11 protein-coding genes and 1 pseudogene are annotated in these 15672 nt (G+C 37.1%); 6 read left to right on the forward strand and 6 right to left on the reverse strand.

Features of this window, described 5'->3' with window-relative positions; genetic code table 11:
* The 3 genes and pseudogenes from F6K40_RS32175 to F6K40_RS32185 form a co-directional block, all read left to right on the forward strand.
* Positions 1-280: pseudogene (locus F6K40_RS32175) on the forward strand (hypothetical protein); the annotation flags it as partial.
* Between the two features lie 58 nt (positions 281-338).
* On the forward strand, positions 339-2333 hold the full coding sequence (locus F6K40_RS32180) for a COP23 domain-containing protein (RefSeq protein ID WP_293141972.1): 1995 nt from the start codon (positions 339-341) through the stop codon (positions 2331-2333).
* A gap of 241 nt (positions 2334-2574) precedes the next feature.
* Positions 2575-3042 carry a hypothetical protein gene (locus tag F6K40_RS32185; protein ID WP_293141974.1) on the forward strand — a complete coding sequence of 156 codons (468 nt, stop codon included), beginning with the start codon at positions 2575-2577 and terminating at the stop codon, positions 3040-3042.
* Positions 3043-3148: 106 nt separating this feature from the next.
* Here the strand turns inward: F6K40_RS32185 and F6K40_RS32190 are convergent, their stop codons facing one another.
* The 4 genes from F6K40_RS32190 to F6K40_RS32205 all read right to left on the reverse strand — a co-directional run bounded on the left by F6K40_RS32190 (position 3149) and on the right by F6K40_RS32205 (position 6945).
* Complete coding sequence (locus F6K40_RS32190) at positions 3149-4084, reverse strand: Hpt domain-containing protein (protein ID WP_293141976.1); 936 nt, start codon at positions 4082-4084, stop codon at positions 3149-3151.
* Positions 4085-4411: 327 nt separating this feature from the next.
* Entirely contained in the window at positions 4412-5590 is a 1179-nt protein-coding gene (locus F6K40_RS32195) for a M20 family metallopeptidase (RefSeq protein ID WP_293141978.1), read from the reverse strand.
* Between the two features lie 158 nt (positions 5591-5748).
* A complete protein-coding gene (locus F6K40_RS32200) occupies positions 5749-6096 on the reverse strand; it encodes a four helix bundle protein (RefSeq protein ID WP_293141980.1) in 348 nt (115 codons plus the stop codon).
* Positions 6097-6285: 189 nt separating this feature from the next.
* The gene (locus F6K40_RS32205; RefSeq protein WP_293141982.1) at positions 6286-6945 is read right to left on the reverse strand and encodes an SDR family oxidoreductase; all 660 of its coding nucleotides are present in this window, start codon (positions 6943-6945) and stop codon (positions 6286-6288) included.
* Between the two features lie 1787 nt (positions 6946-8732).
* On the opposite strand from F6K40_RS32205, the gene F6K40_RS32210 reads away from it, so the two are divergent.
* Positions 8733-11159, forward strand: a complete 2427-nt coding sequence (locus tag F6K40_RS32210) for a GUN4 domain-containing protein (RefSeq protein WP_293141984.1) — start codon at positions 8733-8735, stop codon at positions 11157-11159.
* A 627-nt stretch (positions 11160-11786) separates the two neighbouring features.
* Positions 11787-12728, forward strand: coding sequence for an ABC transporter permease (locus F6K40_RS32215; RefSeq protein ID WP_293141986.1), 942 nt, complete (start codon positions 11787-11789; stop codon positions 12726-12728).
* A 381-nt stretch (positions 12729-13109) separates the two neighbouring features.
* Here F6K40_RS32215 and F6K40_RS32220 read toward each other — a convergent pair whose 3' ends face one another.
* Positions 13110-13241 carry a hypothetical protein gene (locus F6K40_RS32220; protein WP_293141988.1) on the reverse strand — a complete coding sequence of 44 codons (132 nt, stop codon included), beginning with the start codon at positions 13239-13241 and terminating at the stop codon, positions 13110-13112.
* Positions 13242-13972: 731 nt separating this feature from the next.
* Positions 13973-14185: a hypothetical protein gene (locus tag F6K40_RS32225; protein ID WP_293141990.1), complete on the reverse strand. Its 213-nt coding sequence runs from the start codon at positions 14183-14185 to the stop codon at positions 13973-13975.
* A 348-nt stretch (positions 14186-14533) separates the two neighbouring features.
* Here F6K40_RS32225 and F6K40_RS32230 point away from each other — a divergent pair, with 348 nt between their 5' ends.
* Complete coding sequence (locus F6K40_RS32230) at positions 14534-15469, forward strand: ABC transporter permease (RefSeq protein WP_293141992.1); 936 nt, start codon at positions 14534-14536, stop codon at positions 15467-15469.
* Positions 15470-15672: the final 203 nt, after the last annotated feature.

A 15672-nucleotide genomic window follows, 5' to 3' on the forward strand; every position in this document is an offset into this window, starting at 1 on the left:
AATTGGATATAACTTGAGTATTTATAATGGCATGAGTGGCGGACCTTTATTAAATAATTATGGTCAGTTAGTCGGAATTATTGGTATGGGAGAGCCGATTATTTTTGTTAATCCTGATATTTATCTTTATAGAGATGGTTCGCGGGTGACTGATTCTTTGGCTGTTTCTCCAGAGCAAGCTTTGGATTTTTTATCTAGTTTAAGTTGGGCTATTCCATCAGAAACTTTGGTTGATTTATCCCCTTCTGGATTAGAATTAAATTTAGTACAATCCCCCTAAATCCCCCTTTGAAAGGGAGACTTTGAAGGCTAAAGGTTTAAATAACAAAATAACCACAATGAAACATATTACTAAACAAATTTTATGGAAATGTGTGTTTGGTGTTCTATCAATTGCTAGCACTATATTTCTTGGGGAGCAATCTAGTCAAGCTCAAGTTAGCAGCAAGTTTTATTGCGGAACCGATAATGGAGTACCAACCTTCTTTTACAAGATACCTGGAGAACCAGGTATTCCATATATTAATTTTCATGGGAAAAACACCGACAACAAATGGAATCCTCAAACTTATTGTGAAGAAGTAGTTCGAAGACTTGAACGTTTTGATCGGGATGGATCGCTAGAATCTCTAACCACTGGAACAGTAAATAATATGCCAGCTGTCTGTGCTGTTCCTAGACAAGGAGAAGAATGCAGCGATCAGAACTCTGATCGAGTTTTATTTACGTTATCTTGTGGTGGCGATCCTAATGAAGCTCTAGATCACTTACTAAGCTTAGTTGCTACACCATTGAAGTTGAACATTTGCCCTCCTTCTGAACCCTTAAGTCTACTTGCTCTAAATAGATTAGCTGAAAATATTACTGTAGAAATTGTTACTCCTAGTGTTACTACTGGAGGCGGTAGATTTACTGCTGCTGGTTCGGGGGTAATTATTGGTAAAAAAGATGCTATTTATTATGTGCTGACTGCCAACCATATTTTCCCAGACCGAAATGATTATCAAGTAGTTGTTCGTAGTAGCAAACCGGGGGGAGAAGTGGAAAGACTTAAGCTAAAAATTCAACGCCGTTACCCAAAGCAGGATTTAGCTGTGGTTACTTTTGCAAGTCAAGAGGAATATAAAGTGGCGGAAGTAGGGGAGGCGAGTCAGTTAAGTAATAATAGTCAAATTTATGTGGGAGGTTGGCCTGGAGTTGAGAATAGGGATGGTTTTCAGTTTACTCCTGCCAAGGTGACTAACCGACGTGCAGGAGATAATTTGACTTATCAACCCACTGAACCTGGTGAGGGTTTGCATAAAGGTATGAGTGGGGGAGCAGTTTTGAATGAGGGGGGGCATTTGGTAGGTATTCATGTGGGATTGACGGAAGGTGGAGATGCGGAGGGGGTTTTGATTTCAACTTTTTTACGGGAGATGCCACAGGATGTTGGCAGGGTTGTGGTGAGGGGAACTCATGTTGTTTGGCCTTCCCGGACTAGAGAAAATCAGACCCTCAGAAATTCTGGTGATTCTACTCCTTTGGTCTCACCTTCTCGGACAACAGAAAATCAGACTCTCAGAAATTCTGGTGATTCTACTCCTGTTGCTTCACCTTTTGGGATTGCTAAACAATTAGACCTTAATGCTTTGATAGAAGTAAAAGGCAATTTAGATAGAGAATCTAATGTATTATCTGTAGACAATAGTTACTATGACCTTTACGCTTTTGAAGGTAAAGCAGGTCAAAAAATTTCTATTGATATGAGCAGCAATCAAATAGATTCCTACTTAATTTTATTAAATTCAAACGATCAAGAATTGGCTCAAGATGATGATAGTGGTGGAGAGAAAAATGCCAGAATTATAATTACATTACCAGAGGATGGAACCTATAAGTTATTGGCAAATTCTTATGAAGCAGGAGAGTCAGGAGAGTATGAGTTAAAAGTGCAGGTCATTGGAATCAGAAATTCTGGTGATTCTACTCCCGTTGCTTATTCTTCTCGGACAAGAGGAAATCGGACTGCCAGAAATTCTGGTAATTCTACTCCATCTCAAACCCAGGATGCTGAAAGTCACTTTCGTCAGGGTTTTGAACACCACAATAGAGGAGAATATGAAAAGGCGATCGCTGACTATAACCAAGCTATTCGACTTAATTCTAAAGATGCTAGTACCTACTATTATCGGGGTATGGCTTACTACCGTAATAAGAATGTTAAAAAAGCCATGTTAGACTTGGAAAAAGCTGCCGAGTTATTCAAACAACAAGGAAACCAACAATGGTATCAATACTCTCTAGATCAACTCAAAAAAATACGCCTAGGAGGATTTACGCAATGGCGCTAATTATAGTGGAAATATTAGGAATATTGACCAAACTATACACCATATATAGCGGTACTGCGTAAGTTCTGGAGGATATTATTCTTTGCAGGTTGGGTTTCGTTACCTCAACCCAACTCACTCCCTGCTGATATGTTGGGTTTCACTGTCGTTCAACCCAATCTACTTTTACCAAGTTGAACATTTCCCAAAAGCGATCGCTCTATAATCAAATTATCCTTTAAGCAACCAATCAAAACTACCAATGACCAAACAATCCTCAGATCCTTCTCAAAATAATTCTCCACGACCTGCAAAAGGTAGGTTATTAGCAATAATAGGGGCAACAATAACGATAATTGCTGCTATTGTTGGTATTATTGCTAATACAGCAGAGATTTTTGACAGGATTAAAGAAGTATTCCAAAAACCAGAAAGCAATATTGAAACAATATTAGACACAGCAACTAAAAAAGCAGATTCAGCCATTAGTAAAGCCAAAACTGCTTTAGAAAAACCACAATTAGAAACTGCCAGAGACGAACTACAAGAAGCAATTCAAGAATTAGAAAATATTCCCCAGAGTGAAGGTCTTGACAATCAAATTCAAACCCAAAAATTAGAATATCTGAAAATAATCAATCAAATAAATCAGGCATTACAAAAACAACCCTGTTATGAATTATTGTGGAAAACACCTGATTGTAAAGAATACCCAATTAAATTAGATTAAATTAGGCAGAAAATTTAGAGATAATTGTTTTGATTATATCCTTCATAATCCACCATTTATCCTAACTCTTTACTGATAACTAATAACTGAAATAACTCCTACCTCCCTAATTATTTTTAGAAGACTTAACGTGCTTAACTAATAACTTAGCGATCGCCTCCTGTTGCTTAACATCACAACTTTTAATAATTAGCTTCACCACTTCTTTCGGGTCTTTTGGTAAACTTACTTTTTTCTGTTCAGAAGTTGTGGCTTTTGCAGAATTTGCGATTTCGTTTAAATCTTTACTAACTACTATTTCCTCTACTTTTCCTGCTTGAATTAACTCACCAGCAGTATTAAGCTCTTTAATAATCAGAGGTGCTAGAATTTGATAAGATAACTTAGAATTAGCCAGAGCATCTTGAGAAGCAGTAACTAAAGTCTGCCAAATTTCTGTATTTTCATCCAACTTCAACAAACCATTACAACTCTCTATTAGTTGTTTTCTTGAATCTGGAGAATCAGCCTGTTTAAACACCTCCAACATTTCTTTTAATTTATCTTTTACCTGTTGAGCAAAATTAGTTTGTACTTTTCCATTTCCAGCAGCAGCAGTAGTAGATTTAGTAACAGTTCCACCACTAACTAAAGTATTCAAATTAGCTTCTAACTCAGCAAAGACAGGCAAAGCATTTTGTACTATTTCTTCTCCCTCTTCTTCCCTCAAACCATAAGGGCCTTGGAGACGTTCTACTAAGTCTTTGAGAGTATCATATCCTTGTAAAAATTGAGATTCTATTGTTTGATCAATATCAACAGGATTTTCTCGAATTATTTTAAAACAATCTTCTAAACGGTGAGCTACCTTTTTAACACTGTGCATTCCCAACATAGCAGCTCCACCTTTTACAGAGTGAGCTGCTCTAAACATATCATTAATAGTTTCAGAATCTGACATTGTAGACTTCAAATCTACCAACCCATTTTCTAAGGTTACTAAATGTTCTTCTGCTTCCATTATAAACAATTGCTTAATCCGTTCTTCTTGTTCTGATGCCATAATTTTTCTCCTATGTTAGTTATCAGCTTTTTCAGTTATCAGCTTTTTTAGTTATCAGTTATTAGCAGGACTGACGCAGAACCGCCATATTTGGTAGGGGCGAATGCCATTCGCCCTCAGTGGATTTAGTGTCCGTGCGTAAGTCCTGTTCATATTTTAATACTTTCAGGACTTACACAAATTCTTAGATAATAAACTATCTGTAGGGGGCGAATGCCATTCGCCCCTACGAGATATGGTGGCTTTGCGTAAATCCTGACTTTAAATTTTTTTTGTACGGCAGTGCAAAAATTAAATTTTTGAATTTTGAATTTTGAATTTTGAATTTTAGCGTTCGTGCCAATATTTGTAAGCAGCATAAGCCAAAATCACCACAGAAGTAACAATAGAAGATTCATCTGCCTTGAACATCGGATGATGAAGAGGATAATTATGTTCATTTTTATACCCAACTCCCAGACGAAACATCATACCAGGAACTTTTTGAAGATACATAGAAAAATCTTCTGCACCAAGGGAAGGTTCTGGTAAAATAGTAACCCGATCGCTACCCCAAGCTTCCAAAGCTACCGACTCGACTAACTGAGTCAACACTGGATCATTTTGTACAGAAGGCACTCCCTGACAATAATTTAGTTCATACTTAGCGCCATAAGAACTACAAACATTGGCCACAATATTTTCAATCCAGCCAGGTAAAGCTTTGTGAGTCTCTGGATGAAGCGATCGCACAGTTCCCGACATTTTGACTCGATCTGCTATCACATTTGGCGCTCTTCCGCCACTAATCTTACCAATTGTTAACACTACAGGTCTCAAAGGATTATGAGTTCTACTAATGGCCTGTTGTAAATTAGTAATTACCTGAGAAGCAATCCAAATGGCATCTGTAGCTTCGTGGGGGCGGGCACCATGACCAGATTCCCCAATAATTGTCAATTCTAAGTCATCAGCAGCAGCAGTTAGTACCCCATGGCGAATACCCACCGAACCTGCGGGAATAGTCGGGTAAACATGGACTCCTAAAATTGCCTCTACATCCTCCAGCGCCCCATCTTTAATCATCCAACTAGCACCTTGGGCAATTTCCTCAGCAGGTTGAAACAGAAAACGGACATTTCCTGGTAGGGGTTCTCCCAACTCAGACAATACCATTGCTGTACCTAACCCCACAGTCGTATGGACATCGTGACCGCAGGCGTGCATAATGCCAAGATTACGGGAGGCAAAATCTAAATCAGTAGATTCTGTTATCGGCAAAGCATCCATATCACTACGAATGGCCAACCATTGATGAGTATTGTTACTGCCTTTGAGTTCTCCGAGAACTCCTGTTTTGCCAATAGCTTCCCGCACATGAAGACCACAGGAAGACAACACACCCGCTACGTATGCAGCAGTTTGGTGTTCTTGGCCACTTAATTCTGGGTGGGAGTGAATATGGCGACGAATTTCAATTAGGCGGGGTGCTAGGGTAGTTGCTAATTCTTTAATTCTGGTCAGCATATTTTTCAGTTATCAGTTATCAGTTATCAGCTTTTTCAGTTATCAGTTATCAGTTATCAGCGATAAGTGTACCAGTTATTAGTTATCAGTTATTAGCGATAAGTGTACCAGTTATTAGTTATCAGTTATTAGCGATAAGTGTACCAGTTATCAGTTTATCAGTTTTTTTCAGTCTTTTTTACTATAGCAAATAAAATTTTGCCAATTTCATCTGCATCTTTATGAATACTTTCAAAGGCTTTTTCTTCAATATAGTCAAGATCTTTTAGGAGAGATAACCAATACTTTGTTTCTAAAGTTTCTTTTGACATTTTTGCCCTAAAGTCAGCTTGAGATATACCTCCATTTGCTTCTGCTATGTTTGCTCCAATAGATGTTCCACTTCTCAAAAGCTGTTTAGATGATACATATTCTTTTTTTTCCTCAGTTAAATATTTATAAGCCTTGACAATTCTAATAGCAAATTTGTAAGCTTTCTGATAAACAATACTATTATTTATATCCATAAGCTTTTAAGTTCTAAGTTTTTTCACAGCAGTAAATTATAAACCCTCTACTAATAATTTATAAATGAAAAAGCTGATAACTGAAAAAACTGATAACTGAAAAAACTGATAACTGAAAAAACTGATAACTGAAAAAGCTGATAACTGAAAAAGCTGATAACTGATAACTGAAAAAGCTGATAACTGAAATTACCAAGGCAATACTTCACCCTTGGCGTGCCAGAAAGTACCTGTATTTTCTAAATTTAATTCATCAATTCTAGCTAATAAATTTTTGGCAGATTCTTCGGGAGAAATTCCTGTAAAATTTGTCATCCTAGTGTTAACTAAACCAGGATGTAAAATTGCTACAGAAATTCCCTGTGGTTTTAGATCGACAGATAAAGATTTACCTGCCATACTAACAGCAACCTTTGACATTCGATAACCGTAGGAACCGCCGGAAGTATTATCATCAATGGAACCCATTCTACTTGTAATAATTGCAATTTTCCCACCAGATTCTATCAAAGGTAATAAAGCATGAGTTAGGCGTAAAGTTCCTATAGCATTCACTTCAAATTGTTGGCGAATACTATCAAAATCTAAATCATCTAGATAGTTTCTTTCGAGTATGCCGGCATTATTAATTAGTACGTCTAACTTGATTCCTTGGAGACGATTAACCAAAGTATTTACATCTTGTTCTGAAGTAATATTTACTCCTGTTTCGACAGAAATTCCTAGATTTTCTAATTCGCTATCTGACTGCCGACAAACAGCAATTACTTTATTGCCTTTGCTATGAACTTGTTTACATAATTCTTTGCCAATACCACGATTAGTTCCTGTGATTAAATAAGTTGTCATAATTGATTTTTTTCCTTAATTGCTGACAAATTTTCTGGTTAATTATAACATTAAAAGAACAAAATTTAATATCAAATCCAGTAGTATTGTTACAGTTCAATATTGTAGGAGTTTGGTCTCCAAATCCCCATCAAACTGCGACTTTTTTTCCTTAATAGCTAATCAATTTTCTGGTTAATTATAACATTAAAAGAACAAAATTTCATATCAAATCTAGTAGTATTGTTACAATTCAATATTGTAGGGGTTTGGTCTCCAAATCCCCATCAAACTGCGACTTTTTTTCCTTAATAGCTAATCAATTTTCTGGTTAATTATAACATTAAAAGAACAAAATTTCATATCAAATCTAGTAGTATTGTTACAATTCAATATTGTAGGGGTTTGGTCTCCAAATCCCCATCAAACTGCGACTTTTTTTCCTTAATAGCTAATCAATTTTGGGGTTAATTATAACATTAAAAGAACAAAATTTTATATCAAATCTAGTAGTATTGTTACAGTTCAATATTGTAGGGGTTTGGTCTCCAAACCCTTAGCAAACTTAGAGTTTTTTTCCTTAATTACTGATAAATTTTGGGGTTAATTATAACATTAAACGAACAAAATTTCATATCAAATCTAGTAGTATTGTTACAATTCAATATTGTAGGGGTTTGGTCTCCAAACCCTTAGCAAACTTAGAGTTTTTTTCCTTAATTACTGATAAATTTTGGGGTTAATTATAACATTAAACGAACAAAATTTCATATCAAATCCAGTAGTATTGTTACAATTCAATATTGTAGGGGTTTGGTCTCCAAACCCTTAGCAAACTGCGACTTTTTTTCCTTAATAGCTAATCAATTTTGGGGTTAATTATAACATTAAACGAACAAAATTTCATATCAAATCCAGTAGTATTGTTACAATTCAATATTGTAGGGGTTTGGTCTCCAAACCCTTAGCAAACTTAGACTTTTTTTCCTTAATAGCTAATAATTTTTGGGGTTAATTATAACATTAAAAGAACAAAATTTCATATCAAATCCAGTAGTATTGTTACAGTTCAATATTGTAGGGGTTTGGTCTCCAAACCCTTAGCAAACTGCGACTTTTTTTCCTTAATAGCTAATCAATTTTGGGGTTAATTATAACATTAAACGAACACAATTTCATATCAAATCTAGTAGTATTGTTACAATTAAATATTGTAGGGGTTTGGTCTCCAAACCCTTAGCAAACTTAGAGTTTTTACCTTTTGAATGAATCTCTCAACTCCAAAGTTAAATTGTAGGTTGGGTTGAGACATCGAAACCCAACATCTTGATTCATTAGACATCTCCAGAAAAGAGGGAGTAGATAGGGAAGTTCCATGCAATGTCTGTACAGAGTAGGGGAAAATAATTGATGGTTTCTATGCAATAATTGATTTTATTTTTTATGATCAAAATAATTGGGTCGTCCAACCCCATCTTTTCAGGCGAAATGTTTTTTGAGATTTGCTCAAATTCCTGTTACAAAAACAACTTCTGTACGTCGCTAATCGAAAGGCTTTCCTATATGACTTCTGAGTTCATTAATCGAGATGTCTATAATCAAAAGTAAGATTCTATAGTGTTTCTCAAATTAGTGAGGTACGGTTGTTTTTCTTCTTTATCTATTCCTACGGAACGAGAATTACTACTCCCTATTCCCTTTCCCCTGTTCCCTGTTAAGTGTTCCCTAAAACCAAATAATTTTGTACCTCACGAATATGGGAATTGTTATATAGACTCAAAACACTGATAATTGATAACTGATAAATTATGCCAGATTCTACAGAAAATTCAAAGCAAATTATTACAGTAGGTGACCAACCTACAAGAAAAGATGAACTTGGTTTTACTCCTTATATCATAGCAATGACTGAGTTTTTAACTCATAAAGATACTAAACCGCCACTAACTATTTCTATTGAGGGTGAATGGGGTAGTGGTAAATCTTCTTTTATGAAACAACTTGAAACTGAGGTTAAAAAGAAGTCTAAAGAATTACATCGGGAAGAGTCAAAAAAAGTTTGGCAGAGAATTAAAAAAGACTGGATTATTTTCAGCGATGTATCAGATATCTATAAATTTTTCAGATTAAAATTTAAGCAAGAAACTCAAACAGTTTGGTTTAATGCTTGGCGACATGAAAAATCTGAATCTCTTTGGGCGACTTTTGCTCTATCTTTTTTAGAACAATTGTCTAATAATCGCAATTTATCTGATATTTTATATAATTTCTGGAGTTACTTAATTCTAATCCGTAATCGTCTTGACTGGAAAAATAAACCAGTGAAATTTCTCCAGACTTTGGTAATAATCTGGTTAATGGCAACTATTATTATTTCTATTCCAATTGTTGTATTTTTTCCAGATAAATTTGCGGGAATTTTTCCTTTTTATGAAAAGTTGGCAGATATTGTTAAAACAGATTCTGAGGGAGAAGCGGAAAATAAAGAAGGCGAGCAAAACACTGATAATAAAGAGGATGAAAATAATCAAGTTTTAAGTTTTTGGTTACAACTAGGAGGTTATAGTGCTGGGTTGGCTGGAGTAGGAAAACTTCTGGCAATATTAAAGGATTTAATTGGCGACCAGAAAATGGATTTGACTCAATATCTTGAGCATCCTGATTATGATAAACAAGTTGCTTTTATTGAAAAGTTTCACGATGATTTTTCTAAAATTGTTGATGCTTATGTTGGTGAAAATGAGAAGATTTATGTATTTATTGATGACCTTGATCGTTGTGAACTTGATAAATCGGCAGATTTATTGCAAGCTCTAAATATGATGATTTCTAATGACCCAAAAATAATTTTTATCTTGGGTATGGATCGGGAAAAGATAGCAGCAGCAATAAGTTTTAAACAAAGAGATGTTATTCCTTTTCTAGCTTCAGCGATCGCTGAAAATGAAGCAGAAGAAAATGACAGTCAGAAGTTAGGCAAAAAGGTTGATTATGGTTTTAGCTTTCTGGAAAAGTTTGTGCAATTATCATTCTATGTTCCTGCACCTTCTCAAAAGATGTTGGATAATTTGGTTGAAAAAATCTCAGAAATGCAGGCAGAAATCAAAACTTCTCCAGAAAAACATTTTTTTTGGATTCCTCATAGTTTAATTGCTAAAGTTATTTTTCCTGGAAGATTTAAAGAAGTGGAAAAAACAGAGGCAGAAGAGTGTTCTGTTTCAGAAAAAAATGCCGACAATTCATCTCAAGACTTACATATTTTCCCAATTCTTGAAAAAGATTTAGATGCAAAAAGTCTTGGTAAAGTTATAGAGATGGTTGCTCCTTTTTTTGATTATAATCCCCGTTGTTTAAAACAATATATTAATGTACTGAGACTCAGGATTTATATTGCCTATTATTCTATTGGAGTTACTTTTGCTGAAAAAAACACACTAAATATAGAACAAATAAGTAAGTTTACAGCACTGACGCTTAAATATCCCCGTCTTCTTTTGGAACTCAAGAATAATAATCAACTACTTGCTGAGTTAGAAAAATATGCTGTCAATCGATCTCTTCAATCAAATCACTCTATCATACTTACTTCTGAATCTAAACCCAGCGATCTGGCAACAGGAAATGCCAATTATTGGCTTAACAATTACCTGAAAATTCAACAATTACTTTGCTCTCAAATAAAATCTAATAACGACCAAAAAAACCATAGTAGGATTTTTGCCAAAAAAAGTAGATCGATTAAAAAACTCCTGGAAGTTTCACCTAAAGGAATACCTTCCAAATATTTCAAACTTCGTCAATTCCTAGCTGCTGGTGAGTGGAAAGAGGCGGATATGGAGACTTATCGCGTTATGTTACAAGTTGCAGGGCGAAAGAAGGAAGGTTCGTTGGGGGAAACAGATATAGAGAAATTTCCTGGCGAAGACCTCCACATAATAGACCAGCTTTGGGTAAAATATAGTCTAGGTAAGTTTGGCTTTTCTGTGCAAAAGAAAATTTATCAGAATTTGGGTGGTACGAGAAAATATAATGAGGCAGTATATCAACAGTTCCGTAACACAGTCGGATGGCATCAAAAAAAAGGATGGTTAGATTACTCAGAGCTAGTATTCACCTTAGATACCGATTACAAAGGGCATCTCCCTGTATGCGGGCCTCGGTGGTTGGAAAAGGACATGGCCAGGATAGTTAGAGAGCAGGTTTTGCGATCTCTTTTCTCGCGCAGAGACTTATAGTATTGTGTAGGTTGGGTTGACGGAGGAAACCCAACAAAAATCAACACTGCTGATACAGCCATAATGGTAGAGCAAGTCGAGAAGTTATCTGTTGGGTTGCGCTCTCGCTTAACCCAACCTACGGTTTATAGTATTGTGTAGGTTGGGTTGACGGAGGAAACCCAACAAAAACCAACACTGGTGATACAGTAGATCCAGTAGGGTGCGTTAGGCGCTTACTACAAACTACCGTTGAACTATCAAACATAACATTGCGCCGTAACGCACCGTTTAGCCATCTAGTAGGGTGCGTTTTGCTGCGCAACATGAAAATGAAATGTAACGCACCGCCTATTCCAAATATTTCGGTGCGTTACGCTTCGCTAACACACCCTACTGGACTACTCCAAAAATTAGCATTGTATAGGTTGGGTTGACGTTCCCGCAAGCGTTGCAGAGCAAAGGAAACCCAACAAAACAACCAAATAAGTATCTCCAAAAATTAGGTGAAAACTTTAGGTATATGTTGGGTTGCGCTGTCGCTTAACCCAACCTACGATCTACTACAAAATGATGCAGAAAATTCTCAAATCAATTCTACTCCCAATATTCGCAGTATTCGCCGCTTTATTAACAGGAGCAGGTTTAATGCTCCTAGCAAAAACCAACCCTGTAACCGCTTACACCGCTCTATTCCAAGAATCTCTAACCACCTATTTTGGTTTCAGCGACACCCTCAGCAAAACCACCCCACTATTACTAGCAAGCTTAGGAATATTAATAGCATTACGAGCAGGTTTATTTAATCTCGGTGGCGAAGGGCAAATTTATATGGGTGCTTTAGGTAGTGTCGTCGCCGGACTATATTTGCCTAACTTCCCAATATGGATACATTTACCCCTAACATTGACAGCAGGTTTTCTGCTCGGAGCGATTTGGGGAGCGATCGCTGGTTATCTCAAAGTCGCCCGTGGTTTAAATGAAGTTCTGACTACCCTACTCCTAAATTACATCGCTCAAAATTTTGTCAATTACATGGTAAATGAACCACTTATCGCCCCCGACGCTCCCAGTCCCTACACACCTCTCATTGCCGAGTCAGCACGTTTACCGATAATTTTGCCCAAAACTCAAGCTCACGCCGGAATTTTACTAGGGTTAGCTCTTGCCATAATTTTAGCCGTCGTGTTGTCGTTAACAGCTTTCGGTTATCAAGTTGATGCCGTCGGACAAAACCTTACCGCAGCTCGTTACGCCGGAATTTCTGTTAACCAGACTATTCTCGCAGTCATGGGTTTATCCGGAGGTTTAGCAGGTTTGGCAGGAAGCGCAGAAGTATTAGGATCAAAATATCGGTTGTTTGAAAACTTTTCTCCCGGTTATGGTTTTGACGCGATCGCTATTGCCTTATTAAGTCGAGGCAACCCACTAGCAGTAATTTTAACATCCCTATTTTTTGGCATTCTCAGGAGTGGAGCGAACGTGATGCAACGTAGTGCGGGAGTTTCCATAACCATTGTTTATGCTATTCAAGGTTTAACAGTATTGTTTTTAGCAGTAAGTCTGGCGTTTGAGTCTAGAGCGCGGTAGGGGTTTGGTTGCCAAACCCCTACAAATGACTTTTATCAAACTAAATTTATAGCAGGGAACAGGGAACACTTAACTGGGAACAGGGAACAGTGGGAAAAGTGTTTCGTAGTCTAAGATTCATCATCAGTCTATGTCCTAATCGCCCTGACTATTGCTATAGATGTAGCAGGGAGCAGGGGTTTTGTTGTATGAAAACATATAGCTACCGCACAATAGTCTAGCATATGTACTTCATACTTCTACAACTAATGAATTCAGAATTTAGAATGGCTTTGTTGTATGAAAACATATAGCTACCGCACTTGCTGTGCCAATGAACTTCATACTTATACAGCTATTGGTAGTCCTGCTGAGGAATGGCGAATATATATATTTTGTAATTTATTCCCACACGGACCACACGGACCACACGGACCACACGGACCACACGGACCACTCCTCCCACTCCTCCCACACCTCCCACACCTCCCACACTCCCCACACCTCCCACACCTCCCACACTCTCTCTACCATTCCTCAGCACCACCACCCAACTATTGTCCAATAGACATCTCCAAAAATCAAAAATGAAATCAATTCAAGAGCTGAAATCAACAATTTCATTCCCTCCATACCTCCATACCTCCATACCTGACTTCTGCAAGAAGTCTAATAAATAAATCATATCAAATCCGCTCGGGTTCGGCATCAAAAAATCGGTAGTAGTGCATTGTAATGGTCGTGCATTTTCTTGATCTTTGTCAGAAAGCACGGCAGTGGGAGCATCCAAACATCAATATTTGATAAAAAAAAAGCTGAAACTTATACCTGTAAAGGCTTTGAGTGATTTAACTATTGGCCAATAAATGAATAAAGCATCAATCTATAGACAGAGGGTGATATAGCTGCCATATTTGACAATAAAAAGGCTGAAACTTATACCTGTAAAGGCTTTGAGTGATTTAACTATTGGCCAATAAATAAATGAATAAAGCATCAATCTATAGAAAGAGGGTGATATAGCTGCCACTAGGTTCACCTTTCATGTCCGGGACAACCGAAAAGCAGAACGGATGTTGGGTTGTGCATTAGCAAAGTGTGGGAAACGCCCTAGTAGAGCCGGCAAATAGAATCTAAAAGCACTGATATATAAGGTTTAGCGCATTTTTGGAACTACAAAAGTTAAAATTTTTCAGCCTTTAAGACCAAAAAGTTAGGACCAAAGGCAGACACTTCCCAAAAAGATACAGGTACAATCATTCCTCCTACTTTCTCTGTCTCCCCACCCGGACCACACGGACCACACGGACCACACTTCCTTGAGGCACTACCGGATGTTCTATGGCTATTACAACAAAGCCGGGAGCAGGGAGAAAGAATTGATGATTTCTGTGAGATAATTGATTTGATTTTTTATTACTGGAGATGTCTATTAGAGACTCAACCCAAGCTACACTTATTGCACTAAAACGAAGCAATTTCTCGATCTTTGAGATTGCTTCTTTCCACGGAGTGACTGTCGCAATGAGGTAGTGATGTTTAATTACCGAAAAATTTTGGTTTAAAGCCTCCCCTTGGATAGGGGATAATAAATAAAAATTTGGTGGTGGTGCTGAGGAATGGTAGAGAGAGTGTGGTCCGTGTGGTCCGTGTGGTCCGTGTGGTCCGTGTGGGAAGAAATTAAAAAATATATATTTTCACCATTACAATGCAGGACTACCAAAAATTTTCATTATTAGTCAATCCTATCAGTTTCAAGGAAAAGTAATTATTAATTATTAATTATTCATTATTAATTGTTGAAACCTAGCTACTTATCTTAACTTATGAATTTATCAAATATTGACTTTTTCTCTGACTATTTATCTGCCACAATTCGACTTTCTATACCTCTAGCTTTTGCCGCTTTAGGTGGAATATTTTCCGAACGTTCCGGCATTCTAAATATTGCTTTAGAAGGAATGCTATTAACCGGCTCTTTTGTCAGTGCCGCTGTTTCTATTACCACTGAAAATGTCTACCTCGGAACCTTAATAGCAATTTTAGCCGGAGGAATTTTAGGTTTAATTCATGCCTATCTTTGTGTCAATTTAAAAGTCAATCAAATAGTCTCAAGTCTGGCAATAAACTTAACAACATTAGGATTAACAGCTTATGGAGCCAGAATATTATTTGACAGTGGCACAATTGCTTTACCAGCCATTGAAACTATCAATTTTTTCGGATTAAAAGACTTGCCAATTTTAGGAATATTTTTCAATCAAGACCTATTATTTTATCTACTTTGGCTATTAATTCCCGTTTCTACTTATATCATATTTAATACCAGTTGGGGTTTAGCCTTAAGAGCAGTCGGCGAATATCCCCAAGCAGCAGCAACAGCCGGAATATCTGTTAGTTTAGTGCGTTATTTAAGCGTAAGTTTAAGCGGTTGCTTGGCAAGTTTAGGCGGAGTTTATTTAGCATTAGTTCATGTAAAATTTTTCACCGAAGGCATGAGTAGTGGCAAAGGTTTTATTGCCTTAGCAGCCATAATATTTGGTAGATGGCATCCAATTTATACCGTTTTAGCTTGTTTATTATTTGGCGCAACAGAAGCTTTGCAATTGAGAGTTCAAGCTTTTAATCTCAATATTCCCTATCAATTTTTAGAGATGTTACCTTATATTATTGCTCTATTTGCATTAATTGGTTTAGCAGGTAAATCTACCCCTCCTGCTGCTTTAGGAAAAGTATATTTTCAAGATAGTAAAAGACAGTAGATAATAGCAACACTTACCAAAAAATTAGGTCTCTTGCATCCCCTTTTTAAGCTATCCCTTATAACTAACTCTTGAAACCCTTGTGGGAGGGTGGGGAGGATGGGGAGGATGGGGAGGATGGGGAGGGTGGGGAGGAGGGGGAGGATGGGGAGGGTGGGGAGGATGGGGAGGATGAGGGGAAGAGGACAGGGCTGAACTCCAGG

This window comes from Okeania sp. SIO3I5 (assembly GCF_010672085.1).
Taxonomy (GTDB): Bacteria; Cyanobacteriota; Cyanobacteriia; order Cyanobacteriales; family Microcoleaceae; genus Trichodesmium.

Excerpts from the sequence above, each read along its gene's own strand:
- F6K40_RS32180 (WP_293141972.1), top strand. The coding sequence starts at position 339 with ATGAAACATATTACTAAACAAATTTTATGGAAATGTGTGTTTGGTGTT.
- F6K40_RS32185 (WP_293141974.1), top strand. The coding sequence starts at position 2,575 with ATGACCAAACAATCCTCAGATCCTTCTCAAAATAATTCTCCACGACCT.
- F6K40_RS32190 (WP_293141976.1), bottom strand. The coding sequence starts at position 4,084 with ATGGCATCAGAACAAGAAGAACGGATTAAGCAATTGTTTATAATGGAA.
- F6K40_RS32195 (WP_293141978.1), bottom strand. The coding sequence starts at position 5,590 with ATGCTGACCAGAATTAAAGAATTAGCAACTACCCTAGCACCCCGCCTA.
- F6K40_RS32200 (WP_293141980.1), bottom strand. The coding sequence starts at position 6,096 with ATGGATATAAATAATAGTATTGTTTATCAGAAAGCTTACAAATTTGCT.
- F6K40_RS32205 (WP_293141982.1), bottom strand. The coding sequence starts at position 6,945 with ATGACAACTTATTTAATCACAGGAACTAATCGTGGTATTGGCAAAGAA.
- F6K40_RS32210 (WP_293141984.1), top strand. The coding sequence starts at position 8,733 with ATGCCAGATTCTACAGAAAATTCAAAGCAAATTATTACAGTAGGTGAC.
- F6K40_RS32215 (WP_293141986.1), top strand. The coding sequence starts at position 11,787 with ATGCTCCTAGCAAAAACCAACCCTGTAACCGCTTACACCGCTCTATTC.
- F6K40_RS32220 (WP_293141988.1), bottom strand. The coding sequence starts at position 13,241 with ATGGTAGAGAGAGTGTGGGAGGTGTGGGAGGTGTGGGGAGTGTGGGAG.
- F6K40_RS32230 (WP_293141992.1), top strand. The coding sequence starts at position 14,534 with ATGAATTTATCAAATATTGACTTTTTCTCTGACTATTTATCTGCCACA.